At 37.1% G+C, this 26,949-nt stretch carries 24 protein-coding genes and 1 pseudogene; 21 read left to right on the forward strand and 4 right to left on the reverse strand.

Going from position 1 to position 26,949, the window contains the following annotated elements; translation table 11 throughout:
- Positions 1-164 precede the first annotated feature (164 nt).
- The 17 genes and pseudogenes from ACIQVU_RS17020 to ACIQVU_RS17100 all read left to right on the forward strand — a co-directional run bounded on the left by ACIQVU_RS17020 (position 165) and on the right by ACIQVU_RS17100 (position 17,415).
- On the forward strand, positions 165-1,139 hold the full coding sequence (locus ACIQVU_RS17020) for an agmatinase family protein (protein WP_402896442.1): 975 nt from the start codon (positions 165-167) through the stop codon (positions 1,137-1,139).
- Positions 1,105-2,028, forward strand: coding sequence for a glutaminase (locus tag ACIQVU_RS17025; protein ID WP_340808154.1), 924 nt, complete (start codon positions 1,105-1,107; stop codon positions 2,026-2,028). The genes ACIQVU_RS17020 and ACIQVU_RS17025 overlap by 35 nt, the downstream gene beginning before the upstream one ends.
- Before the next feature lie 16 nt (positions 2,029-2,044).
- Positions 2,045-2,677: a helix-turn-helix transcriptional regulator gene (locus tag ACIQVU_RS17030; RefSeq protein WP_340808152.1), complete on the forward strand. Its 633-nt coding sequence runs from the start codon at positions 2,045-2,047 to the stop codon at positions 2,675-2,677.
- 87 nt (positions 2,678-2,764) lie between these two features.
- Positions 2,765-4,024, forward strand: a complete 1,260-nt coding sequence (locus ACIQVU_RS17035) for an Nramp family divalent metal transporter (protein WP_402896444.1) — start codon at positions 2,765-2,767, stop codon at positions 4,022-4,024.
- 198 nt (positions 4,025-4,222) lie between these two features.
- Positions 4,223-4,327, forward strand: a pseudogene (locus ACIQVU_RS17040) (helix-turn-helix domain-containing protein); the annotation flags it as partial.
- 57 nt (positions 4,328-4,384) lie between these two features.
- On the forward strand, positions 4,385-5,431 hold the full coding sequence (locus ACIQVU_RS17045) for an alpha/beta fold hydrolase (protein ID WP_340808150.1): 1,047 nt from the start codon (positions 4,385-4,387) through the stop codon (positions 5,429-5,431).
- Between the two features lie 301 nt (positions 5,432-5,732).
- Positions 5,733-6,677, forward strand: a complete 945-nt coding sequence (locus ACIQVU_RS17050; protein ID WP_402896447.1) for a sugar kinase — start codon at positions 5,733-5,735, stop codon at positions 6,675-6,677.
- A gap of 13 nt (positions 6,678-6,690) precedes the next feature.
- Positions 6,691-7,311: a bifunctional 2-keto-4-hydroxyglutarate aldolase/2-keto-3-deoxy-6-phosphogluconate aldolase gene (locus tag ACIQVU_RS17055; protein ID WP_340808147.1), complete on the forward strand. Its 621-nt coding sequence runs from the start codon at positions 6,691-6,693 to the stop codon at positions 7,309-7,311.
- Between the two features lie 13 nt (positions 7,312-7,324).
- Entirely contained in the window at positions 7,325-8,389 is a 1,065-nt protein-coding gene (gene uxuA, locus ACIQVU_RS17060) for a mannonate dehydratase (protein ID WP_402896449.1), read from the forward strand.
- Between the two features lie 9 nt (positions 8,390-8,398).
- Entirely contained in the window at positions 8,399-9,430 is a 1,032-nt protein-coding gene (locus ACIQVU_RS17065) for a zinc-binding alcohol dehydrogenase family protein (RefSeq protein ID WP_402896451.1), read from the forward strand.
- The gene (locus tag ACIQVU_RS17070; protein ID WP_340808647.1) at positions 9,423-10,247 is read left to right on the forward strand and encodes an SDR family oxidoreductase; all 825 of its coding nucleotides are present in this window, start codon (positions 9,423-9,425) and stop codon (positions 10,245-10,247) included. The genes ACIQVU_RS17065 and ACIQVU_RS17070 overlap by 8 nt, the downstream gene beginning before the upstream one ends.
- A gap of 25 nt (positions 10,248-10,272) precedes the next feature.
- Positions 10,273-11,532, forward strand: a complete 1,260-nt coding sequence (locus ACIQVU_RS17075) for an MFS transporter (protein ID WP_402896453.1) — start codon at positions 10,273-10,275, stop codon at positions 11,530-11,532.
- Between the two features lie 21 nt (positions 11,533-11,553).
- Positions 11,554-13,053 (forward strand): UxaA family hydrolase, encoded by a 1,500-nt coding sequence (locus ACIQVU_RS17080; RefSeq protein ID WP_340808143.1) that lies wholly within the window; start codon positions 11,554-11,556, stop codon positions 13,051-13,053.
- Positions 13,054-13,065: 12 nt separating this feature from the next.
- Positions 13,066-14,331: a mannitol dehydrogenase family protein gene (locus ACIQVU_RS17085; RefSeq protein ID WP_402896455.1), complete on the forward strand. Its 1,266-nt coding sequence runs from the start codon at positions 13,066-13,068 to the stop codon at positions 14,329-14,331.
- Positions 14,319-15,326: a zinc-binding alcohol dehydrogenase family protein gene (locus tag ACIQVU_RS17090; protein WP_402896457.1), complete on the forward strand. Its 1,008-nt coding sequence runs from the start codon at positions 14,319-14,321 to the stop codon at positions 15,324-15,326. Before ACIQVU_RS17085 ends, ACIQVU_RS17090 begins: the two co-directional genes overlap by 13 nt.
- 15 nt (positions 15,327-15,341) lie before the next feature.
- Positions 15,342-16,340 (forward strand): ureidoglycolate dehydrogenase, encoded by a 999-nt coding sequence (gene allD / locus ACIQVU_RS17095; protein ID WP_340808139.1) that lies wholly within the window; start codon positions 15,342-15,344, stop codon positions 16,338-16,340.
- A gap of 76 nt (positions 16,341-16,416) precedes the next feature.
- Positions 16,417-17,415 (forward strand): LacI family DNA-binding transcriptional regulator, encoded by a 999-nt coding sequence (locus ACIQVU_RS17100; protein WP_402896459.1) that lies wholly within the window; start codon positions 16,417-16,419, stop codon positions 17,413-17,415.
- Between the two features lie 59 nt (positions 17,416-17,474).
- Here ACIQVU_RS17100 and ACIQVU_RS17105 read toward each other — a convergent pair whose 3' ends face one another.
- On the reverse strand, positions 17,475-18,392 hold the full coding sequence (locus ACIQVU_RS17105; RefSeq protein ID WP_402896461.1) for an alpha/beta hydrolase: 918 nt from the start codon (positions 18,390-18,392) through the stop codon (positions 17,475-17,477).
- 162 nt (positions 18,393-18,554) lie between these two features.
- Between ACIQVU_RS17105 and ACIQVU_RS17110 the strand changes: the two genes are divergently transcribed.
- On the forward strand, positions 18,555-19,103 hold the full coding sequence (locus ACIQVU_RS17110; RefSeq protein ID WP_340808134.1) for a TetR/AcrR family transcriptional regulator: 549 nt from the start codon (positions 18,555-18,557) through the stop codon (positions 19,101-19,103).
- A gap of 414 nt (positions 19,104-19,517) precedes the next feature.
- Here the strand turns inward: ACIQVU_RS17110 and ACIQVU_RS17115 are convergent, their stop codons facing one another.
- A complete protein-coding gene (locus tag ACIQVU_RS17115) occupies positions 19,518-20,729 on the reverse strand; it encodes a Zn-dependent hydrolase (RefSeq protein ID WP_340808133.1) in 1,212 nt (403 codons plus the stop codon).
- Between the two features lie 5 nt (positions 20,730-20,734).
- Positions 20,735-21,430: an L-2-amino-thiazoline-4-carboxylic acid hydrolase gene (locus ACIQVU_RS17120; protein ID WP_340808131.1), complete on the reverse strand. Its 696-nt coding sequence runs from the start codon at positions 21,428-21,430 to the stop codon at positions 20,735-20,737.
- Positions 21,431-21,565: 135 nt separating this feature from the next.
- Here ACIQVU_RS17120 and ACIQVU_RS17125 point away from each other — a divergent pair, with 135 nt between their 5' ends.
- The gene (locus ACIQVU_RS17125) at positions 21,566-22,447 is read left to right on the forward strand and encodes a LysR family transcriptional regulator (protein ID WP_402896464.1); all 882 of its coding nucleotides are present in this window, start codon (positions 21,566-21,568) and stop codon (positions 22,445-22,447) included.
- Between the two features lie 85 nt (positions 22,448-22,532).
- Positions 22,533-23,966, forward strand: coding sequence for a sodium/proline symporter (locus ACIQVU_RS17130; protein WP_340808128.1), 1,434 nt, complete (start codon positions 22,533-22,535; stop codon positions 23,964-23,966).
- A 55-nt stretch (positions 23,967-24,021) separates the two neighbouring features.
- Here ACIQVU_RS17130 and ACIQVU_RS17135 read toward each other — a convergent pair whose 3' ends face one another.
- Positions 24,022-24,861, reverse strand: a complete 840-nt coding sequence (locus tag ACIQVU_RS17135) for a YitT family protein (protein WP_340808127.1) — start codon at positions 24,859-24,861, stop codon at positions 24,022-24,024.
- A gap of 511 nt (positions 24,862-25,372) precedes the next feature.
- On the opposite strand from ACIQVU_RS17135, the gene ACIQVU_RS17140 reads away from it, so the two are divergent.
- Positions 25,373-26,821, forward strand: a complete 1,449-nt coding sequence (locus ACIQVU_RS17140; RefSeq protein ID WP_340808125.1) for an Msr family ABC-F type ribosomal protection protein — start codon at positions 25,373-25,375, stop codon at positions 26,819-26,821.
- The last annotated feature ends 128 nt before the right edge of the window (positions 26,822-26,949 follow it).

A 26,949-nucleotide genomic window follows, 5' to 3' on the forward strand; every position in this document is an offset into this window, starting at 1 on the left:
TCAATAAAAGCAATATTGATTGTCACGCTTTTTATATGCGTATATCTCTGATTATTTGACATATTAATTTTGAAATTTAATAAAAATTGTTTGACAATTATTAAAAATTAGATTTTAATAATTTTATAAATAATTTTAAAAAAATTAAAAAGGGGTTTGGAAATATGACAAATATTTATGGTAATACACCTTGTATGTTAGGTGCTGCCAATCTTTCAAAAACAAAAGATTACTCACAGGTAGATGCAATTATTTATGGTATTCCATGGGAGGGTGCTGTAACTTGGGGCGATTATACAGGGTGTGAACTAGGGCCAAAAGTGATGCGCCTATGCTCAGGACGCTATTCTGGCTATCTACCAGAACTAAATGATATAGATGTTTTTGAACATGTTCGTTTAGGAGATGTAGGGGATATTGATATAGTTCCTGCGGATGTAGATGAAACAATGAACCGTATTACAAACTTTGCTTCAGAGCTTTGGGATTCAGAGAAATTTATTATTGGTTTAGGTGGAGATCACGGTGTTACATATCCGATTGTTCGTGGACTTACTCAAAAGGGCAAAAAAGTCGGTATTGTTCATCTAGATGCACATTATGATAATCTTCCTTCACACAATGGTGATCAATTTGCTCGTTGCAGTCCATTTGCACGCTTATATGAAGAAGAAAATGTGCGTAATGAAAGCATTATTCATACAGGTATTCATGGTCCACGTAACAAGCCTGAAAGCGGAAAAAATGCTAAAAATGCTGGTGCAGTGACAATTACAGTCAATGATATTCGCGAACATCATGATATTCGTCAGCTTGCAAAAGATATTTATGCACAAGCTTCGAAAGATGTTGATGTTGTGTACTTAAGCATTTGTAGTGATGTATTAGATTTTGCTTTTAATCCAGGTGGTCCAGTGGATGGAAATGGCTTAACATCTTATGAGCTATTGACACTTGTCTATGAATTAACAAAACAAGGCATTGTTGGTATAGACTTTGTTGAAATTTATCCTCAACAAGACCCTACTCAATTATCGGCACACTTTGCTTCAACACTTTTACTCTATGCTTTAGCCGGCGATATCGTTTACAAGCAAAGCCAAGATGAAACAGCTGCACACGCCACAGCTCACGCCTAAGTGGTTAGCTCAAGCATATGAGTGGGAAACAAAGCAAGTCGAGGGTTATCTTCCTTCGCATTTACCGATATTAGAGCACTTGCCTTCTCAATATTTTGAAGTTTCTATTGCTTTTTCAGAGCAGGATATTTTCAGCAATCGACAATATCCACAATATTTTACGATTCAAAGCATTTCAAAGTTTTTCTCACTGTTTTATGTCTTAAAACAATGCGGTGTAAATAAGGTGAGGCAAAAAGTAGGGATTACAGCCTCATCTATTGCTTATAATACAAAATCTGCTACAGCATTTTATGTGAATGGTGCAATTTTAAATCCCTTTATTAATGCGGGTGCATTAACGATTACTTCTATGATTGATGGTCATTCAATAATTGAAAAAGTTCGAAATATCCAATTATTTATAGCTCAGCAATTTAATGTTGTCACAACAATTGATGAGAATGTCTTATCCTATGAGAGGCAGCATAGCGAGCGAAACAAAGAAATTTTACACACACTAAACAAACTGGATTTACTAGAAGATGCGATTGAAAATACACTAGAAACCTATCTAACCTTATGCTCATTACAAATGTCAACACAGGATTTGGCGAAAATTGGTTATAAATTTCAGCAGTTGATTACTCATGATGCTATAGCTCGATATGCACATAGAGCATTATTAGCAAGTGGTTTGTATGGTGAGTCACCCCTAGCAGTGAACAATCAACAAATCGCTGCGAAAAGTGGAATCTCTGGAAGTATATTTTCTTACAAGTTATCTTCTTGTAACCAATATCCAACTTTCGATAAGATAGGTATAGGTATTTACAGTCCATTACTAAACAATGAAGGAAATAGCGTAAAAGGTATTCACTTCCTAAAACAGCTATTTTCTCAAATCTAAAAAAAGAGGGATATTTATGAATTCAACCATCAATCCTATTTTTCTCCCATATTTGCGTATGGCTGATGCGATTTACGCTATATTTGATGAAAGTTGTGAAGTCGTTGTCCATGATTTTTCGAATATGGAAAAGTCATTAATTTATATAAAGGGTAATTTGACAGGTCGTAAATTAGGTGCTCCAATTACAGATTTTGTTTTACAGCAATTAAAAAAAGACCCTACTAATTTAGAAGATGTTTTAGGCACTTATTCAACAACAAAAGACGGTGTAAAAATTAAATCTTCTATTGTATATATTAAAGATTATAGTGGGAAAGTTGTCGGCTTATTTGGTATCAACTACAACATTACGCAGTTTGCTCATATGCATCAATTATTAACAAATATTTTAATGCCATTTGATATTAAGTCACAAATTAATGAAAGTTATGCGACGTCAATTACAGAAATGTTTGATCAAATTATTCAAACAACATTAATAGAGCTGAATTTAACCTTACCAATATCAGCAAAGATTGATAAAGTTGCTTTTGTACAGAACCTAGATAAGAAGGGGATATTTTTAGTTCAAGGTTCTACAGATAAAGTTGCTGATATTTTAAATGTTACAAAACAGACCATCTATAATTATTTAGAAAGTGAATAATTGATTCATTTTCTCTACCAATCCAACTTGTTTGATAGAGATTTTTTAAGACGTCCTTGATACTTTCAATTTCAAGGGGATGGTTCTATGACACAAGAGTTAAATGACAATACACTAACTGTAGTAAGTAAACGTACAATGCTTCAACGTTTAAAAGTAATCGGTCCTGGAGCGGTTATTGCAGCATCCTTTATCGGTCCTGGAACAGTAACAACAGCTACACGGGCAGGGGCTAGTTTTGGCTTTGCACTTTTATGGGCAGTGGTCTTTTCCATTATTACAACTATTATTTTGCAGGAAATGGCAGCGAGAATCGGTATTATTGCAAAAAAGGATTTAGGGCAAGCAATCTCGGAACAATTTAAACAACCATTATTAAAATTTGCTTCAATTTGGATTATCGCCATTGCTATTGCGGTTGGCTGTTCAGCATATATATCTGGGGATTTGATTGGAACATCTATGGGGCTGTCTACATTATTTGGCGGTATTCCAGCAAATGTTATCAGTCCGTTTATTGGGGTTCTTATTCTGATTTTAGGTTTAACTGGCAGCTATAAAATTATTGAACGTGTCATGATTTTTTTAGTAGTGATTATGAGTATTACTTTTTTCACAACGATGTTTGTTGTACAACCTGATTGGTCAAGCATTTTCAAAAACTCTGTTGTGCCAAATATTCCAGCAGGATCCATTGTAACAATTATTGCGTTAATTGGAACAACGGTAGTGCCTTATAATTTCTTTATTCACTCATCTATGGTACAAGAAAATTGGTCAAAGCCAAGTGATTTAAAAGATGCTCGTCTTGATACAGTTTTATCCATTGGTGTAGGTGGTCTTATTACAGCAGCTATTTTAATTACCGCTGGTGCAACAATGCTAGGCTCTGATGTGAAGAATGTTGCAGATTTATCTGTTCAACTAGAGCCTTTATTTGGTGAATGGGCAAAAGTATTTTTATGTATTGGTATTTTTGCTGCTGGTTTTTCTTCCGCTCTTGCCAGCCCTCTTGGAGCAGCTGTTACATTGGCAAGTGTCTTTGGCTGGAAGGACGGTATGAAAAATAAAAAATTCAAGCTAGTCTTTACTATTGTTATGCTGATTGGAATTATTACATCTGCAACAGGCTTTGAACCAATGCAAGTGCTATTATTAGCGCAAGCATTGAATGGTATTTTATTACCAATTGTTGCAATTTACCTATTAATTGTTATGAATAATAAAGACTTACTAGGCAACTATGTGAATAAAACAGTCAGCAATATTATTGGTGTTGCTATTGTAGCTGTTTGTGTTTTCTTAGGTGGCTATAGCTTAGTAGATGTTGTGACAAGCTTTTTATAATATAATCCGTTAAAAGAGCCGAATTGTCTTATGGTGATTAAGACAATTCGGCTTTTAGTTAAGAAAAATATTTTATTTTAATGATGATTTTGCTTTGTAATATCAAGGGGTTGGTTGCAACGACTAACATGATTATGCCGCCTATTAATGCTGTTATATAGAATGGGAGAGGGTAGCCCATAAATTGTCTATGTTATAATGAACGGTGGTGACAATGCTACTACAGCTGGTGATATCGTGAAATGCTCTGGTAGTAGTAAAGGGAGCTTCTATTATCATTTTAAAACAAAAGAGAATCTTTTTTGGAAATTTTAAAGGGCATAAATTAGGAACTTCTATTGTAATGGGAGGGGCGTGAGAATGAAGCTTATTGCTATTATCTTATTGTTAATTGTGCTACTAGCTGCATCTTATTTTTATCAAAATATAACGTATATCAAGAAGCCTTTAAAGAAAATGTACAATGCAGGATTTTCTGAGAAGCAAATAAAATTACAGGATGGTACTGTACTCAATTATGGTGAAGGTCCAGCAAATGGCAAAACGCCTCTTCTATTAATTCATGGACAAGGCATGACTTGGGAGGACTATTCAAAAGTGTTGCCTGAATTAGCACAGCATTATCATGTTTATGCTGTTGATTGTCATGGACATGGAAAATCGGATTGGAATCCTGAGAAGTATACAGCTAAGGCAATGGCGAAGGATTTTGCTGAGTTTATGGAAGTAGTAATAGGTAAGCCTACTGTGATATCTGGTCATTCATCAGGAGGAATGCTTGCAGCCTGGATGGCAGCACATTATCCTGCATTAGTGCTAGGAACTATTATTGAAGATTCACCTTTCTTTTCAACAGAGCCGAATAGATGTGAAAATACCTATGTTTGGGTCTATGGATTTCAAATGTATGAGGATTTTAAAAATCAACAGGAAATTCAAGATTACTTTACGTATGCATTAAAGAACAGTTACTGGAAAAATATATTTGGGGATTTTCTATGGCGTAAGTTTTCAAAGGATGCTAGCGCCTATCATCGAAAGCATCCAAATAAGCCTGTGCATTTAATTTATTTGCCACCACAAATTAATCGAATGTTTGAAGCAGAAACGTATCCATTTGACCGTAAATTTGGGGAAACATTTTATAATCATTCATGGTTTGAGGATTATAATCAGGCTGAAATACTAACAAAAATTAAAAGCCCAACAGTATTTTTAAAAGCCAATACGAGCTATGATGGCGATTTATTAGTAGCTGCGTTATCAGATGAGGATACTGATCGAGTTGTGAGCCTGTTAGAGAATGGTGTAAGAGTGAATATCAATTCACCTGGACATGATATTCATTATGATAAGCCAAAGGAGTTTACAAATGTTGTCATTCGTTTTTTGGAAAATATAAAGTGAACCTTCAATCAGTGGGGTCTTACAGCCATTAATACGGGATAAAAGGCTAAAGCATATAAGAAGGTGCGTCCAATCGAATCAAGGCGCACCTATTATTTAAATAAGGAAAGGTCATATAGGCATAATAAATCAGCCCCCTACATTCATTAAAAAGATGATTGTAGGAGTTTTTTGCATATAGGAAAAATGCTAGTGCTAACAATCTAAATAATCCGATTATTGTTGCAACATAAAAAAAATCATGTTAGTATTAATAAAACGTTTTACTAAATCGTTTTATTAATGAAGGGGATGAATAAATTTGAAAAATAAACGGATTGCAACGATTGGTGATGCAATGGTTGTTTTTAATCCATCTAAAACAGGTCCTCTACGATTTGTTCCTTCCTTTGAACGAGCTGTGGGTGGAGCAGAACTTAATTTTGCAATAGGCATTACGCGTTTAGATATGGAAGCAAGATGGATCAGTTGTATCGGAGATGACGAATTCGGCAAGGTCATTTATAACTTTGCTCGTGGTGAAGGCATTGATGTATCACATGTTATGCGGACACCGCATATTCCAACCTCCATTTATTTTAAGGAAATACGGGAAGATGGGGCAGGTAAATCGTTTTATTATCGTAAGCCATCACCTTTACTTGAATTAACAGCAGATCGCTTAGATGAATCAGTGTTGGATGATGTTGATTTATTACATATAAGCGGTGTGTATTTAGCAGTATGCGAGCACAATGTTGATGTTGCATTAAAATTGATTCAATTAGCAAAGACAAAAAATATTCCTGTGTCCTTTGATCCAAATTTACGATTAAAGCTATGGACAATAGAAGATGCTCGTACAGCATATGAAAAGCTATACCCATTTGTTAATCTCCTTCTTACAGGACAAGACGAATTTGAACTTTTATTTAAGGGACGTACAATACAGGACGTTCAGCAGCAATATCACATAGATGAAATGATTATTAAAAAAGGTGAGCAAGGAGCCTCCGTTTATACCGCAACCGAACAGTATGATCGTGAAGCATTTTCAATTCGTGCAATTGATACAGTTGGAGCCGGGGATGCCTTTGATTCAGCTTACGTCTATAGCTACTTAAATGGTGATGATATTCCAGAGCGTCTGCGTTTAGCAAATGGTGCTGGTGCACTTGTTGCCACAATTAAAGGAGACAATGAGGGGCTTCCATCATTACAAGAGTTAAAGCAGTTTATCGGAGATGAAAAATTAATTGAGCGTTAAGGAGCTGTGATCAATGCAAAAAATCGAAATTTTGAAAGCGTTATCAGCTGCAAAGGTTGTAGCCGTTGTGCGAGGCAATTCACCTGAAGAAGCAATAGAAATTTCAAAAGGTGCTATTGAAGGTGGTATTCAAGCCATCGAATTAACGTACACAACACCTTTTATCGAAGATACATTTAAAGCATTACGCAATAGTGATGCATTAATTGGCGCTGGTACAGTGTTAGATGCTGAAACAGCGCGTCATGCAATTTTAAATGGTGCTAAATTTGTTGTAAGTCCGAGCTATAATGCAGACATTGCACTTATTTGTAATCGCTATAGTATACCATATTTACCCGGCTGTATGACGATTAAAGAAATGGTAACAGCACTTGAGGGTGGCAGCGATATTATTAAGCTATTCCCAGCAAGTCAGTTTGAACCAAGCTTTATTAAGTCTGTGAAAGGCCCATTACCGAATGTCACGATTATGCCTACAGGCGGTGTTGGTTTAGCAAATATGGGTGAATGGCTAGAAGCAGGCGCTGTTGCAGTGGGTGTTGGCAGTGATTTAAATAAAGCCTATGCAAAAGATGGCTATGCAGGTGTTGTTGAACGAGCAAAAGCATATATAGAAAATCTAGCAAACTAGGAGGTACTGAATAATGAATATGACATTTAGATGGTATGGTCGTGGCAATGATACAGTGACATTAGAGGATGTAAGACAAATTCCAAATGTAAAAGGAATTGTATGGGCATTACATCAATTACCAGCTGGAGAAGTATGGACGAAGGAAGCCATTCAAGAAGAGGTAGACTATATTAAATCTTGCGGATTCCATGCGGACGTTGTGGAAAGTGTAAATGTACATGAAGATATTAAATTAGGCTTACCGACTCGTGATCAATATATTGAAAATTATAAACAGTCTATTCGCAATCTTGGCGAAGCGGGTGTAAAGGTTATTTGCTATAATTTCATGCCTGTTTTTGACTGGACACGTACAGATCTATTCCATCCTTTAGAGGATGGCTCAACGGCATTATATTTTGATAAATCAAAGGTGATGAATTTAGACCCACAGGAGCTTGTGAATGAAGTAAGTGCTTCTTCGGATTTAACGCTTCCAGGCTGGGAACCAGAGCGTCTATCTCGACTATCAGAATTATTTGAGCAGTACAAAGAAATAGATGAAAATCAATTATGGGATAACCTAGCTTACTTTTTACAAGCAATTTTACCAGTAGCAGAAGAAGCAGAGATTCAAATGGCGATTCATCCAGATGATCCACCATATTCGATCTTTGGCTTGCCACGTATTATTACAGGCGCAGAAAGCTATGAAAAACTAATTGCTATTTCAGATTCAAAAGCAAATGGATTTACATTCTGCTCAGGCTCAATGGGGGCGGATCCTCAAAATGATATGGTAGCCATTGCTGAAAAATATGCATCTCGTGCACCATTCGCTCATATTCGTAATGTAAAAATTTTAGAGGATGGTAGCTTCTTTGAAACATCTCATTTTACAGCAGATGGCTCAATTGATATTAAAAACATCGTACGTACATTAAACGAGCAAAATTATGAAGGCTATGTACGTCCAGATCATGGTCGCCATATTTGGGGAGAGCAATGTCGCCCAGGCTACGGCTTATACGACCGAGCACTTGGCATTATGTATTTACACGGTCTTTGGGATGCTTATGAAAATTTAAAGAAATAGGTGACAGTTATGAAAGCATTACAAGTAATGAAACCTTTTGAAATGGCTTTAATTGATGTGGCAGAACCAGTGATTACAAAGCCAACGGATGTTCTTGTGCAAACAGAATATGTAGGTATTTGTGGCTCAGATATGCATATTTATCATGGATCAAATCCATTAGCGACATTACCTCGTGTACCAGGTCATGAAGTTGCTGGACGTGTGGTAGAGGTTGGTGAGGCTGTACAGGCGTTAAAAGCTGGTGACAAAGTTGTTGTTGAACCAATTCGCTATTGCGGTGAGTGTTATGCTTGCCGCAAAGGTCAACCGAATGTATGTAAAAATTTATCTGTTTTTGGTGTACATGAGGATGGCGGGATGCGTGAACGCTTTGTTGTTACAGAAAAGCAATTGCATAAGGTAGCAGATAATACACCTTTAGAGGAAGCGGTTTTGATTGAGCCGTATACAATTGGTGCACAGGCTGTTTACCGTGGTGAATTACAGGCAGGTGATACGCTGTTAATTCAAGGTGCAGGGCCAATTGGCATTTGTATTTTAAAGCTTGCTAAATTAATGGATGCACGCGTGATGATTTCTGATTTGGATGCTGCTAAGCTTGCCTATGCGAAAGAGCTTGGGGCAGATGAAATTGTCAATGTGAAGGAGCAAAACTTATTGGAGGCTGTTGACAAGTGGACAGATGGAGAAGGTGTCAATGTATCCATTGATGCAGTTTGTATTCCATTAACATTTAAGCAGTCAATGGATGTTGTGTCAGCGGCTGGCAGAGTTGTTGTACTAAGCTTTGGTGAGGAAGCGGTTGAGCTTGCTCCACTACCAATTACCAAAAATGAATTGACAATTAAAGGCTCACGTTTGCAAACATTCCAATTTGAAAAGGTAGTGAAGCTTGTTGATGCTGGAAAGCTACAGCAGCAAGGGCTCATTACACACACTTTCTCATTACAACAAGCACAAGAGGCATTTCAATTTATCGAAAAAAATCCAAATGAAGTGCGCAAGGTGATTTTAAAAGTAGGTGGATCAAATGCATAATGCATTACAGCATAAAGTAGCTGTTGTTACGGGTGGTAGCGGTGTGCTTTGTTCAGAAATGGCGAAAGAGCTAGCAAAGCAAGGAATGCGAATCGCTATTTTAAACCGTACAGCCCAAAAGGGGGAGGCGGTTGTCCAAGCCATTAAAGAAAATGGGGGCGAGGCCATTAATTTCTCTGTAGATGTTTTAGATAAAGCATCATTAATTGCAGCGCGCGAAGCCATTTTACAGCAATATGGGCAAATCGATGTACTGATTAATGGAGCTGGTGGTAATCATCCAGATGCTATAACAGCAGATGAACTTTATCAAGAAGAATCAAATGCACCAAATTTCTTTGAATTAAAGTCAGATGGTTTTGAAAGCGTATTCTCTAACAATTTTACAGGAACATTTTTAGCCTCTCAGGTTTTTGGTGAGGCATTGCTAAAAACAAAAGGAACAATTATTAATATCTCGTCTATGAGCTCCTATGCACCGATGACAAAAGTGCCTGCGTATAGTGCTGCAAAAGCGGCTATTAATAATTTTACACAATGGATGGCTGTACACTTTGCGGAAGCAGGCTTACGTGTAAATGCCATTGCACCAGGATTTTTTATTACAGAACAAAATCATGATTTATTGCTAAATAAAGATGGCTCATTAACAGCACGTTCAGAAAAAATTATTGCAGCTACACCCCAAAATCGTTTTGGCAAGCCGCAAGATTTATTAGGAGCGCTGTTATTTTTAGCAGATGACACATATTCAGCATTTGTTACTGGTGTGACGATTCCTGTGGATGGCGGGTTTATGGCTTATTCAGGTGTTTAACTTTAACTATTAGGGGTGAATTAATATGAAGCAACAAGGTATTTTCGGAGAAGGCAAAACAATTGTTATTGTCATGTTGTTTTTAGCAGGTGTCATTAACTATTTAGACCGTTCAGCATTATCGATTGCGGCACCGTTTATTCAAGAGGATATTCATTTAACATCAACACAATTAGGGATTATCTTTAGTAGTTTCTCTGTTGGCTATGCAGTCTTTAACTTTTTAGGTGGGATGGCATCTGATAGATTTGGTGCAAAGCTAACATTATTTGTAGCAATGATTGTTTGGTCATTATTCAGTGGAGCAATGGTATTAGTTGTTGGGTTTGCTTCGTTAATTTTCGTTCGTATCGTATTTGGTATGGCAGAGGGTCCGCTATCATCAACCATCAATAAAATGGTCAATAACTGGTTCCCAGCAGATAAGCGTGCATCTGTTGTTGGGCTTACAAATAGTGGTACACCACTTGGTGGTGCGATTGCTGGTCCAATTGTTGGTTATATCGCATTAGCATATGGCTGGAAATATTCATTTATTGCCATTATGATTATTGGATTTATTTGGGCAATCGTTTGGTTTAAAGTAGTAAAAGAAAAGCCAAAGGATGCAGTAGTGGACGAGCCAATCGCAAACGATGATGTTGTAGAAACAGATGATGGCCGAGGATTAGGTTACTATTTAAAACAGACAACAGTGCTGTTTACAGCATTCTCATTTTTCGCCTATAACTATATTTTATTCTTCTTCTTAACGTGGTTCCCAAGCTATTTAGTAGAAGCACGTGGTATGGATGTAAAAGATATGAGTATTGTAACAGTTATTCCATGGATTTTAGGTTTCCTAGGTTTAGCATTAAGTGGTATTGTTTCAGATTTCATTTACAAACGCTTTATGAGTAAAGGTGTTTTATTCTCACGTAAAGTTGTACTTGTTACATGTTTATTCCTAGCAGCTGTATCGATTGGCTGTGCAGGGATCGTTTCAACAACAGTGAGTGCAGTTGCACTTGTTGCGATTTCAGTGTTCTTCTTATATTTAACAGGTGCCATTTATTGGGCAATTATCAATGACGTTGTAGAATCAAAATATGTTGGGTCTGTTGGTGGGTTTATGCACTTCCTAGCAAACACAGCAGGTATTATTGGACCAACTTTAACAGGTTATCTTGTTGATAAAACAGGAACTTTCTCTGCAGCTTTCTTACTAGCAGGCGGTTTAGCAGTTGTTGCTTCATTAGCAGTTATTAAATTCGTTAGACCAATTACACATCAGAAAACAGCTTAGAAATGGAAAGGGTGGATTCAAATGAACAATCAATCAGTTATTCAAATTCATCCGATGGACAATGTTGCCATAGCCTTGAGTGATCTTTCTCAAGGCTTTTTGCTTCCGTTGGGTGATACAGAAATTACGTTACAGGAGGATGTACAGCGTGGGCATAAAATTGCGATTACTGCGCTTGCAAAAGATACACATATTACGAAATATGGCTTCCCAATTGGACATGCAACAGAGGATATTGCTGCTGGTAGCTGGGTACATTCACATAATATGAAAACAAATTTATCAGGCGAGTTAAGCTATGAATTTAAACCAAAAGCACATGCTGTGGCTGCTGCTCGTCATGTCAATCGTACATTTAAAGGCTATCGCCGAACGGATGGACAGGTCGGTATACGCAATGAAATTTGGATTATTAATACAGTAGGCTGTATTAATAAAGTAGCTGAAAATTTAGCGAAGCTAGGCAATCAATTATTGAAGGCAGACAACTTTGATGGCGTACAGCATTTTTCTCACCCATATGGCTGCTCACAGCTTGGCGATGATTTAACATATACGCAAAAAATTTTAGCAGATTTAATTCATCATCCGAATGCAGGAGCTGTGATTGTCCTAGGGCTTGGCTGTGAAAATAATTATATCGACTTGTTTAAAACGGTGATTGGTGATTATGACGAAAATCGTGTTACCTTTTTAAATGTTCAAGAAGCGGCAGATGAAATGGAAGAAGGTCAACAATTGCTTGAAAGGGCTTTTGATTATGTAACAACATTCAAACGACAAGAGCTACCAATCTCAGAGCTGAAAATTGGCTTGAAATGTGGCGGCAGTGATGGATTTTCAGGAATCACAGCAAATCCAATGATTGGTGCATTTTCGGATCAATTGATTGCAGCAGGTGGTGCAACTGTGTTAACAGAGGTTCCAGAAATGTTCGGTGCTGAACAAATTTTAATGGAACGTGCAAAAGACGAGAATGTTTTTGAGGATATTGTGCAGCTAGTGAATAACTTTAAACAATATTTTATGAAATATAATCAGCCTGTCTATGAAAACCCATCTCCTGGCAATAAAGCAGGTGGCATTACAACATTGGAGGAAAAATCACTTGGCTGTATTCAAAAGGGTGGATTCCAAGAAGTAAAAGAAGTGCTTGATTATGGCGACCGTATGTCAACAAAGGGACTGCATTTATTAAATGGACCAGGGAATGACCTTGTTTCGACAACAGCTCTTGCTTCAACGGGCTGTCAGATCGTGCTATTTTCAACAGGACGTGGCACACCATTTGGGGGACCAACGCCAACTGTAAAAATTTCAACAAATACATCGCTATATGAACGCAAAAAAAATTGGATTGATTTTAATGCAGGTCAATTAGTAGACGGCAAATCAATGGCTGCTTTAGTCGATGAATTTGTCGATTATATTTTAGCGTTAGCTTCAGGAGAAGTACAAACAAATAACGAAAAATTTGGCTATAAAGAAATCGCTATTTTTAAAGATGGCGTTACGATGTAGGAGAGAGCGATGATGAAGCACCCTATTAATATTATGCAAATTGGTGATGGCAATTTCATGAGAGGCTTTTTTGATTTAGCAATTGAAAAATTACAAGCACCTTTTGGTATTGTTTCTGTTGCCGCAACTGCAAGAGGAAAAACGGTAAAGCTTTTAGAGCAACAGCACTTACAATTTACTGTCAACGAACGTGGCTTGAAAAATGGCGAAATTGTAGAGCAGGAAATTGCTGTACAGGCTATTCAAGATACGATTAATCCATATGAGGATTGGCAAAAATTCCTGCAATATGCACAATCAGATGCATTGGAGATGATTGTGTCAAATACAACAGAGGCAGGCATTTATTACGAAAAAATATCGTATCCAACTGTCTGTCCTACAAGCTATGCAGCGAAATTAACGATTTTCCTAGAACACTATTACAAGTATTTTCAAGGCAATAAGCAATTAGCAATTGTGCCTCTTGAGCTAATTGAACAGAATGGTGATACATTAAAAAATATTTGCTTACAGCATGCAAAGGACTGGGAGCTACCTGTAGCCTTTATCGAATGGCTCAAGACATTAGCCTTTTGTAATACATTAGTGGATCGTATTGTAACAGGCTACCCACAGGATTATAGTGGCGATGACGCATTATATACAGTTTGTGAACCATATTTTTTATTTGTTATTGACCAGCAGGCACCCTTCAAGCATTGGCCAACAAGCGCAGATTTACCCTTTGTCTTTGCAGATTTAGCAATGTATCGCAGGCGTAAAGTTGCCATTTTAAATGGTAGTCATATATTGCTCGCAGCATTTGGCAAGATTTATGGCTATAAAACTGTGAGAGAAGCTTTTTCACAAATAGGTGTACGTAGCTTTATCGAGAAGGTTACAGCTGATTTTACAGAGCGCTATCATGTGGATGAGCAGTACCAGCATAATGTCTTTGAACGATTTTTGAATCCATTTATTGAGCATCAGCTATATGATATTCAATTAAATGAATTATCGAAGTGGCAAACACGTATTGCGCCATTTGCGATGACAGAAATTTATTACCAAGCTTTAGCGTTAGGTTTGTATGCAATGAATCCAGCACGGTTTTCAATGCGTGAATCAGAGGAGATCGTAGAAAAATTAACGAATATGCATGCGCAATATACAGAAGGCAATATCGAGCCAATGCAGCAATTTATTGAGCAATACTTCCATTGTGATCCAGCAGCAGTTATCAAACAATTTTCAAATATTGAGCAATTATTGGAGGACATAACATGCAACAATTAGTGATTAATGAACCATTTCAAATGATCCAGCGCGAGGTAGAAAAACCAAGCATTCAAAAAAGCCATGATGTACTATTGAAAATTACACATATCGGCATATGCGGAACAGATACACATGCCTTTGCAGGAGAGCAGCCATTTTTTAGCTATCCACGTGTTTTAGGCCATGAGCTTGCTGCTATTGTAGAGGCAGTTGGTGAAGATGTAACAGGTATTCAGGTAGGAGATCGTGCAACAGTTATTCCATATATTCATTGTGGTAAATGTGCACCTTGTCGCCGTGGTCAAACAAACTGCTGTAAAACAATTCAAGTATTAGGTGTGCATACAGATGGCGGTATGGGTGAGTATATCGTTGTAGATGAAAGCATTGTTATTACAGATAATGCGGTGTCTGGAGAGCAATTAGCAATTGTTGAGCCTTTAGCAATCGGTGCACATGCAGTACGTCGCTCAGAGCTAACAGAAAAGGATACAGTGCTTGTCATTGGTGCGGGTCCTATTGGATTAGGAGCAGCACGCTTTGCGAAATTACGTGGGGCAAAAACGGTGTTAATGGATTTAAATGAAGAGCGTTTAGCCTATGGGCAAGCATGGACAGAGGCAGACGATGTCATTATTGTCAATAATGATGTACTAGTTCAGCTTCGTGAAAAATTTAATGGGGAATTGCCAACAGTTGTGTTTGATGCAACAGGCAATCAAAAATCAATGGAAGCATCGTTCGAATATGTTGAACATAGTGGCACATTAGTATTTATTGGCTTAATGAAAAAGACAATTACCTTTAATGATCCTGATTTCCATTCAAGAGAATTAACGTTGAAAAGTAGCCGTAATGCAACATTAGAAGATTTCGAAACAGTGATGAAGCATATGCAAGCAGGAGAGATAAAAGAAGGCTATGTAACAAAGGAAATTGCCTTTGAGGATGCGATTGCCTACTTTGAAGCTAAACAATATAACACAAACAAAGTACAAATTTATTTTAAATAATAGGGAGGGGTTCGGATGAATATTTCCGTTCAAGCTTTAAAAGAGCTAGTAGTTAATAAGTTTACAGCAGAGGGCATTGATACAAAGACGGCTGCACAGGTAGCAGATGTTTTGATTTATGCGGATTTACGTGGTGTAAGCTCTCATGGTGTTATGCGTGTAGAGCATTATATTACACGTTTAAAAGCAGGTGGTATTACAAAGGAGCCAAATTTCTCTGTAGAGCAACGTGGAACGAACCACCTTCTTTTTAAAGGGGATAATGGCTTTGGACATGTTATTTGTCAAGAGGCAATGGATGAAACGATTCGTATCGCCAAAGAGCATGGCTCATGTACAACAATTATTCAAGAAAGCAGCCATTGCGGGGCACTTGGCTATTTTCTTGAGCAAGCAACAAATGAAAATTTAATTGCCATTATGTGCTCTCAAACAGATTCAGCTGTTGTACCGTTTGGTGGCAAGGAGCCATATTTTGGTACAAATCCAATCGCATTTGGTTTCCCTACAAATGATAAGCCAATTATTTTGGATATGGCAACAAGTAATGTCGCACTTGGGAAAATTTTATATGCACGTGAAAAAGGTGAAATGATTCCGACTACTTGGGGCGTTGACGCACAAGGTGCACCAACAGCAGACCCTCACCAAGTAAAATCTTTAACACCATTCGGTGGACCAAAAGGATACGGTATGGCACTTGTAGTAGATGTGCTTTCTGGCATTTTAGCGAGTGCTGCATTTGGACCTCATATTTCCAAAATGTATGGAGATTACGAGCAAAAACGCAATCTTGGACAATATATGTATGTAATTGATCCGCAAGTTTTCGGTGATCTTGAGCAATTTAAAGCAAGCATCTCACAGATGGTTCAAGAGCTGCATGATGCACCACCAGCACCGAACTTTGAGCAAGTTTTTGTACCTGGTGAACTGGAGCAAAGACGTAGTGAGGAAACATTGGCAAAAGGTATCGATTTACCAGAACAGGTATATCAATATTTGAATAGTTAATTCGTCTTGAAAATATGCTATGCTACATATATACTAAACAGAATTTTCATATTTAGTAGGTAGGAGATTGATTTTAGTGAAAAAAACAACAATTGCCGATGTTGCACAATATGCAAACGTTTCAAACAGCACCGTATCGCAATATTTAAATAAGCGATATGAATATATGAGTGCAGAAACCCGAAAAAAAATTGAAGAAGCTGTGGAAGCGTTGCAATATCGACCTAATATAATGGCCCGTAGCCTAAAACAGAAATCTACCTTTACGATTGGTATTATTGTAGCGAATATTATTCATGACTTTTCAACAAAAATTATAAATGCGCTAGAAGCGGAGTTTGATAAAGAAGGCTTCCATATGATTGTTTGTAACTCAGCAGATAATCCAAAGAAAGAGAAGGAACATGTTGAAACATTACTTGAAAAGCAAGTAGATGGTCTGATTGTTTTTCCAACAGGCGAAAATAAAGAGCTTTATATAAGACTTCACCAGCAAACAATGCCGATTGTATTTATTGACCGCTTTATCGAAGGGGTAGATATTCCTGCTGTTTTGTTAGATAATTTTTCGGCAATGGATATGGCTGTTGAGCTATTTCAAAAGCAGCCATTAGCTATTATAACAACGTCTTTAGCATTACCGATTACACCTCGGGTTGAACGTTTAGAGGGGTTTCGTCAAGCATTAAAAAAGCGTAAGCTCCCTATTGATGAGCGCTATATAAAAAATGGCGATCCTTCAGAGATGGAAGAAATTTTGCAGCAGCTATTTGCATTGGAGCAGCCACCGAAGGGCATTATTGCAGCAAATGATCGAATTGCACAGGAATTAATGGTGTATATCAAGAGGCACAATTTACAGGTGCCAGACGATTTGCAGGTAATTGCTGTAGATGATGTCCCATATGCTAAATTTATAACACCTTCGATTACAACCTTACAGCAACCGATTTTAGAAATGGCAAAAAAATCAGCTGCTCTCCTTTTAGGTAAAATCAAAAAAGAACAAATGCCCGATGAGCAACAACTATATCGTTTCAAGCCAATAGTAATGAAACGTGATTCAACAAACTAAAATAGCCATCTAGTATTGATACGTTATCAATGCTAGATGGCTTATTTTATAGGAAATAACTATAGATACTCTTTATAGAAACTAGCTAATTTCTCAACTGCAATGCCAACAGGCTCTGGTTGGTCGTATAAATCATAGTGACTTGCACCTTCAACAACTAATATATCCTTGTTTTTAGAGGCTGCACGATTATAAAGCTCATGACCGTCTTTATAGGAGCCGAAAGCACCTTGTACATCACCAACAATAATTTGTAAAGGCTGTGTTAGTAATTCCCCCACTAAATGGAAAGCGTCAAAAGCAATAACTGATGCCATGCTTGTAAAGTTTAGTTTGTTTGGTGAGTTAGGACTTTGACCTCTAGGTGTTGTGTAGTAGTCAATAGCTTCTTTAATATCAATATCAGTAATTCCAGCCTGCTCTCTTTCAGCCTGACTTTTAGGAATCCAATTTGTAATGAGTGTTTCTGCGCCACGTGCCTCAGCAGTACGTTGCTGTCCAATGCCTTCTAATGTTTTAATAGGGTCACCTTCACGGTTTACACGACCGATATTTGCGCCAACAACTGTACCAACAGCTTTGATACGTCGCTCTGTCATAGCCGCATTAACTGCATAGCCACCGCCTGCACAAACGCCTAAAACGCCAATACGATTTTCATCTACATAATCAAGCGTCGTTAAATAATCCACTGCACAACGAATATCTTCCACACGTGCAGCGGGCTCTTCAATATATCGAGGCTCTCCTTCACTTTCCCCTTGATAAGCTGCATCAAAAGCAATCGTTACATAGCCAAGTTCTGCTAATTTTTCAGCGTAGAGACCTGCTGTTTGATCTTTACAGCTACTGCCTGGATGTACACAAACAATTGCAGGATTTTCTTTCTTTTCTTCAGCATTCTCTGGTAAATTTAAAATTCCAGCAAGTTTTAATCCTCGTGCATTGAATCTTACATTTTTCTTTGTAACTGTCATATGAAGACCACCTTTTTTAAAATATACACTTGTGTGACTTAATACACTCGTGTATATTTATAATAAAAAAGAGCGCAAATCATTGCAATAACCATATTTAATAATTTGTGTGCTATTACACATAAATGAAAATGTGTGTAATAAATAAGTGGAGGTCTTTCCATGGAGAAAATTGATCGAAGAATATTGAAATCTCAGCAGGCAATCCAATCTGCCTTTTTAACGATGCTGATTCATGAAGGCTTTGATGACATTACAGTTAAAAATATTAGCGAAAAAGCTAATATTGGTAGAAAAACCTTTTATCTTCATTATATTGATAAATATGATTTATTAGATAAGATTGTTGATAATCATTTAAAGTGTTTAAGAGAAATATGTGACGCTAAAAAGGATAAAGGCTTTATAGAAGGTACGATTATATGGTTTTCGTATTTTCAGCAGCATAAGCTTTTTTTTGCTGCCTTATTTAGAAGTGAAAGTACATTATCGTTTCGAAAAAAATTATTAACATTTATTATGGGCGAAATTGATAAAAAGCTCGATAGCAATACGGCCCTAAATGAACAGATAGACAGGTATATGATTTTGAAATTTTTAGGAACAGCCGTTATGGGTGTTTTAGAATCCTATACGTTAGATGAGATTGATGATGATATTGAAGCTATCGCAAGGCAAGTAGGTATACTTGTGAAAAGAAATTTATCCTAATAGCAAAATTACCCTGTTCTTTTCTCAGAGCAGGGTGATTTTATTGTTGTTTCCAAAAAAGATGAACCTTTTTTAGCAGTCATTTGTTTATAAAGTAGAACAGATAGAAAGAAGTGTTTTGGGGAACAACCGGTAGCATTTCTACTTGTTCACGTTCATGGATTTGATGCTTTGTCATCAGGGTTGATCACCTCGAAAGCTTACTTATGCATAAGGTGTTCTTTATGTAGAAGTTGATTGGAATGAAGGGCAGCGACTCCCGCGGAAAGTGTCCGCCCGTAGTGGAAATCAACGACTTACCTTTATTTTATTGTAAAAGAAAAAAATTGTAGACAAACTCAAAATTCATTGAGTTTGTCTACAGCCTGAGCCATTCTCAAAAGTTTAGAGAATAGCTTTGTTCTATATAAAGGATTATTTAGCAAGCTCCACAACCGTATCATAAAAGATATCTGTTGCGATGATAATATCTTTATCTGAGCTGTATTCTAATGGGTTATGGCTAATGCCATCTTTGGAACGTACAAATAGCATAGCAATTGGTGCGATTTCAGCGATATTCATGGCATCATGTCCAGCACCACTTACAAGGAAGTAGGGTTGTATTCCTTGTTTGTCAATGCTTGTTGCTAATTGCTGTTGTAGCGCTGCATCTGTTTTCGCTGGCTTCACACGTTGTAAAACTTTAGAAGATAGCGTTACATTTCTACGTGTAGCAACTTGGTGTAGCTGTTGTAAAATGGTTGCTTCCAATGCATTGACCGTACTTTCATCAATATCTCGTAGGTCGATAGTGAATGTAACCTTCCCTGGAATAACATTTGTACCGTTAGGAGATACAGTGAGTTTACCAACAGTCGCAACGGAGCCAGTTGTATCATTTAATAGCTGTTCAATAGCTAAAATCATTTCACTTGCGGCTGTAAGAGCATCGTGACGAAGCGGCATTGGTGTTGCACCAGCATGCTCACTAACACCAGTTACGGTTACCTCTAACCAAGCAGGAGCTGCGATACCTGTAACAATACCAACAGGTAGGTCTTCGTTTTCTAATACTTTTCCTTGTTCAATATGCATTTCTAAATAAGCTTTAATATCATCACGTGGTTGTTGTTCGAAAGGATACGGTGATAATTGGAATGCCTTCATAGCTTCTTCAATAGAAATACCATTTTTGTCCGTGAACTGTAGTTGATCCTCTGTTAAAAGACCAGCCATTGCTCTACTACCAATTAGCCCAAAATCAAATCTTGTGCCTTCTTCATCTTTAAACGCAACAACTTGGATTTTTTTAGATGGGACTAATTGTTGTTCATGCATTGTGTGTACAACCTCAATGGCAGCTAGTACGCCTAATGCTCCATCATATTTACCACCTTCTGGTACTGTGTCGATATGTGAGCCTAGCATAATTGTGTCATTTCCTTCGCCATACGTACCAATAAGATTTCCTATAGCATCAATTGTCACAACCATACCTGCTTCTTCCATATAAGTCGTTACTAATTCAATCGCTTGCTTTTCCTCTGGTGTAAAAGAGAAACGGTTAACCCCGCCTGTTGCTTCATTGCGGCCAATCTGACTTAAATCTTCAAGATGTTGTAAGAGTCTTTCTCCATTAATCATAGCTATCACTCTTTCATTTGGAATTGGAAGTGGCATTGCCCTTCACGTAATACATACTCATCATGCACCACTTCAAAGTTTTTATTGTACCCTTTTGCAATTGAAGGGTCGATCATTTTACAATATAAAATACCGTATTTACCCATTCCATCATCCGCCCATTGCTGACCAAGTGGACAATGTGTAAATGTTTGTTCAACCTCATTTTCTTTATAAACCGTTTCAATTTCAAATAAATCGCTGCGTCCCATGTCATAGTTTGTTAAATAGTTTTCCAATGAATTTTCTAAGCCATTTGTACGTGCACGTTGAGCAATACCTGCACCACGCTTATTGCCAAAACGTTCTACTGCACGCATAATGACTTGCTCGCCTTCTTCGCCAAATTCATCAACAACTGGCTTCGCAATTTGTGCAAACATTTTTGAGAAGCGAGCAAATGTTGTTAAATCTGCATATTGCTCTTGACCTTCAACAATTTGGGGTAAGTATTCAAAGAATGTATGATTTTCGCCTTCTGCTGTTGCCTTTTTCGCCATTGCTTCAGCATCCTTTAAACCAAATGCCTGCAAACCTTGTTGAACTAATTCACGACCATGCTCTCCGTATTGCTCCGTAATGGAGAGATGTAATTCAGTAAACATTTTTGCTGTAATAATATCCATGGATAAAGCTTTCATCATTAATTTTTCCTCTGCCATTTTAATGCCCCCTCAGCACAAACCTTATTGATTTACTTGGATTTTATTTTATTATAGATGAGAGGGGGAATATAAATCAAATGAATATTTGAATAATCAGATATGAAAAAAAATCATAAAGGGGTTGGAGCAATAATGGCAACATTAGCGCAATATATGGCTTTTTATACATTGATTGATACAGGGAATTTTACAGAAACAGGGCTAAAGCTAAATCTTACACAGTCGTCGATTAGTCATACGATTAGTAATTTGGAGTCAGAGCTAGGGCTGTCTTTAATTATTCGAAACCGTAACAATATTGTTTTAACGAGTGAGGGAAAGGTTGTGTATGAGCATATTTCAAAAATTTTGCAGCAACAGCAGCAGCTTGAAACCTCTGTGGCAAATTTAAAAAATCTGATTGGTGGTACATTATCTGTTGGGATTTTACCAAGTGTTTCGCTTGTTTTGCTGCCAAAGGTATTGGCATATTTTGAGCAGCATCACCCAGACTTGCAAATTCGCTTGATGGAGGGGGATTACGATCAAATTGAGGGGTGGCTTTATAATGGCGTAGTGGATATTGGCTTCTTAGTACAGCCTAATTCTAAAAATCTTATATTTGATGCTGTTTTTGATGATGAGCTTGTATGTATTATGGCAAAGGAGCATCCATTAGCACAGGAGGACAAGCTTTCTTTAGAGCAATTGCAACATGAGCGCTGGATTATGCCAAGGCGTACGATTGATCGTGATGTTTCCAAACTGTTAGCTAAGCATAAAATCCATCCAAATGTTGTTTATGAATTATCAGTGGATCAGGTTATTTTAACAATGGTCAATGAAAATTTAGGGATATCCATTGTGCCAAATTCTCTTTTATTGCATGCACCAAGTAATCTTGTTCGAAAAAAATTTTATGATGGCTATGTTCGCCAGGTTGGAATTGCACATAAACATAGTATTCACCTTTCTCCAGGTGCTTTGAAGTTTGTAGAAATATCGAAATATTTTGCATCGCTTTTACAAATTTAGTTATTGACAATTAAAATAACCCGAACTATTATCTGATAAAACCTATTGGGATTATTTAGATTGATTAGATGGAGGATTTTGGGTTATGCATACAATTGTTTATATTGAAATATTTATGTACTTACTTGCTATGCTTGGCATTGGTATTTATTTCAGCAAGAAGGATTTATCTCATAATGATTATTTTCTTGGCGGCAACAAGCTACCTGGCTGGGCATTAGCCTTTTCAGAGCGAGCTACTGGAGAATCTGCCTATATGTTTTTAGGCGCAATCGGTTTTATTTATGTTGCAGGTCTTTCTGGTGTTTGGATTTTATCAGGTATGTTGTTAGGGGTTATTTTTTCATGGCTGTTTTTATCTAAACGCTTTATGACAGAGCAGCAAAAATATAAGGTAAATAGTTTAACAGATTATATTGCCGTGAAGTTTCCTCAGCATGCAGATATTATTCGTTGGTTAGCATCTGCTGTGATGGTATTATTCTTTGTTTGCTATTTAGCAGCACAGTTTTCTGGCATGGGCAAAACAATTTATTCGATTTCTGGCTTTAATATTACTTGGGGCACAATTATTATTGCTGCAATAATAATTGCCTACTCATGTATGGGTGGATTTATGTCTGTTGTTTGGACAGATACAATTCAAAGCTTTTTAATGCTTATTTCGTTTATTATTGTACCAATCGCAGCCTATATGGAAATACAGAATCAGGGTTTAAGTGTACCAGCAGAGCTTGCGAATATGGGCAATGGTGCAGATAGCTGGGTTGGTGGCTTAAATGGCCTTGCTTTAGGAGCGATGCTATTTACAAACTTATCTTGGTTCTTTGGCTGGCTAGGTGGACAGCCTCAATTAAGCTCGCGCTTTATGGCGATTACAACGGAAAAAGAACGTGTAACAGGACGTAATATGGCGATTATTTGGACGCTTATCGTATATGTAGGAGCATTTTTATCAGCTATTTTTGCCTCTACATTGTATAAACAAGGCTCTATAGATGACCCTGAAATGATTTTGCCACATATGATATTTGAAATTTTACCACCGTGGGTAGCAGGTATTATTGTAGCAGGTATTTTAGCAGCCATTATGTCAACCGCTTCCTCACAATTATTAGTTATCACGACATCTATCAGTGAGGATATTATTCATAAAACATTGCGCTGGAATATTTCCAGTAAAAGATTAGTGCATCTTTCTCGTTTTGTGGCAGTGATTAGTGGGATTGTTGGGATTATGATTTCACTGAAATCAGGCTCAGTTATTTATAGTCTTGTATCCTTTGCGTGGGCAGGAATTGGTAATACATTTTCTGTCGTTATTTTGTTAATCTTTTTCTGGAAACGTGTATCAGGGATTGGGGTCATCGCCACAATTATTGTAGGCTTTATTAGCGCAATTGCATGGTCACTGTCACCTATGGAGGCGATTGTTTCAGCCAAGGCAGCGACGTTCTTTATTTGCTTAATTGTCGGCATTGTTTGCTCTTTACTATATCCTGATCGCAAGCAAGCTTAAATATTTTAAAATAATAAATAAACCTCCTATTTTGACTCAAAATAGGAGGTTTATATTATGATTTTGCTAATTCAATAAAGCCTTCTCCGAAAACGTCCCTTACATCATGAATGGCGATAAAGGCATCTTTATCCACTTCTTTAACAATCTTTTTAAGCTTTACAACCTCTTGCTTACTAATCACAATATACAGGACCTCTTTTTGCTCCTTTGTATAATAGCCATGACCAGCAAGCACCGTGACACCACGATTCATAAAGGCAGTAACACGTTCAGCAATATCTTCTGGCTTTTTCGAAATAATAGTAACAGCCTTTTTAGGATTCACTCCTTCAATAACAAATTCCATGATCTTTGTAGCAACATATAGCATAATAATCGTTAGCATTAATGCCTCCGCACCAATGACGAAATAAGATGCAAACGCAACAATTAAGTCAAAGAATAGTAGGCCATAGCTAATACTCCAGCCTAAATATTTGTTTGTCATTCTCGCTAAAATTGTGGAGCCTGCTGTTGTACCACCCACTCTAATAATAAGACCAATACCAGCACCAGCAAAGACGCCGCCAAAAATCGTATTGACAATAATTTCATTTGAGGAAATTGACCACGATTCTGTTAAATGTAAGAATAGGGAATGGAGGGAAACCGCAATAATTGTATAAATTGTTGTTTGTCTGCTTAAAAATTTATAACCAGCAACAAGTAAAGCTGCATTTAAGACAAAGCTGACAATACTAGGTGACCAGCCAAACAGATAGTAAGCAATAATCGTTAAGCCTGTTACACCACCTTCACCTAAATCATTGGGAATAACAAATAAGTTAACAGCTAGCGCAAATAACAGCGCTCCAAGCATAATTACTAACATATCAATCACATACTTTTTCATTTATAAAACACCACCATTTCCTCTTTGATTTTTTCTTAAGTCCATACTATATCAGGTTTTTCACAATTGATATACCCTTTAAGTCAATATTGAAAGTCAATTTTCCAATCTTGACTTACTGAAAAAAGTATTTATAATAATTGTAATACTTAAAGGAGGATTATTAAAAAATGACACATTCTATGAAGTTTCGTTTTCCAATTTTAGTCTAATAACTAAATATGGTCAAAAGCTCTGTTTGTGAAACTAGAGTAAACGGGATAGGTCTGTTCTTTTTTAATCATCTTCATAAATTATTGAAAAAAAGGAGGCTGTATTGTCTTCTTTTTTGGTAAGAATAAAAATACTATATCTTTGTTACATTTATCACAGGCAGATTGTCTGTGATTTTTTTATGGGAGGAGAAGTACAATGCATATGCTATTGTTCTTTTGATACGAGCTGGTAAGAGAGGCTCGTATCGATGCAATTGCTATCGATACGAAATCAATTTATTTCGGGAGGTAGCAATATGGAGAAAGCATGTTTTGAATTAGAAAATATAGAAGTTGTTTATTTAGATAAAGAGGTATTAACAATCGAAAAATTAGCAGTGCATCAATTTGACCGCATAGGAATTGTTGGGAAAAACGGTGCTGGTAAAAGTACATTAATGAAATTGCTTGCTGGTAAGCTTGAACCAACGAGAGGAAGAGTAAAGCGTTATGTGGACTTCGGCTATTTTGAGCAAATGGCAGTACCAGCAGTGGTAGAGGCAGATGCCGCATTATTAGGAAAGTTAGCGGTTCCTAAATATTCTACACAGCTAAGTGGTGGCGAACAAACAAGACTAAAGCTAGCCCAATTGTTGTCAACTTATGAGGAAGCTTTGCTTATTGATGAACCGACAACGCATTTAGATCAAGCAGGTATTGCATTTTTACTGGATGAATTACGTTATTACTATGGGGCACTGCTAGTTATTAGTCATGATCGAGCTGTATTGGATGAGCTTGTAACAACAATTTGGGAAGTTGATGAAGGTAAGGTGCAGGTCTATTCGGGAAATTACAGTGATTATGCTGCACAAAAGCAACAACAGCGTGAGCAACAAAGCCAAGCGCATAGCCAGTATATAAAAGAAAAAAGTCGACTTGAAAAAGCAGCAGATGAGAAAATGAAAAAAGCTGAAAAAATTACGCAGGCAGGAGGCATGTCAAAAAGAGAAGCGAATGCACCAGCCAATCGCATGTTTATGACAAAGTCAAAAGGCACAAGTCAAAAGGCTATGCAGCGTGCAGCAAAAGCAATTGAACATCGACTAGAAAAGCTCCATGAGGTAGAGGCTGTACAACAAGAGCGAAAAATTGTTTTTCGACAATCAAAAGCATTAACAATGCATAATAAATTTCCGATTATGGCAGATAGATTAAATTTGCAAGTTGAGGATAAGGTGCTACTGGAGGAAGTAAGCTTTCAAATACCATTAGGTAAGAAAATAGCACTCACAGGTGGCAATGGTAGTGGTAAAAGTACATTGCTCCATTATATTTTTCATAAAGGTGAGGGGCTAATCATTTCACCAAAGGCAAAAATAGGCTATTTCCAACAAATGAGCTATCAGTTTACAAGCGATGAAACGGTTCTACAGTTTTTAAAAAATCGTTCAGAGTATGATGAGGGCTTATTGCGTAGTGTCCTTTATGCCATGCAATTTGTTGGAACAGATTTGCAAAAAAGTGTGCTATCTTTAAGTGGTGGGGAAGCTATACGCCTTCAGCTTTGTCAGCTATTTTTGGGAGAGTATAATATTTTACTATTGGATGAGCCAACCAATTTTTTAGATATTCCAGCGCTTGAGGCTCTTGAGCAATTTATTACTGCCTATGAGGGAACAATACTTTTTGTCACGCATGATCAAAACTTTATAGCAAATGTAGCAGACTTACAGTTTACCATTCGTCATAATAAAATATACTAGCAGGAAAGGTGCGATTCTTCTAATAGAATCGCACCTCAGACTGTAGACAAACTCAATGAATTTTGAGTTTGCCTACAGTCTTTTTTCTTTTACAATAAAATAAAGTAAAGCCGTTGATTTCCACTACG

This window comes from Lysinibacillus sp. NPDC098008, assembly GCF_044760715.1.
Classification (GTDB): Bacteria; Bacillota; Bacilli; order Bacillales_A; family Planococcaceae; genus Lysinibacillus.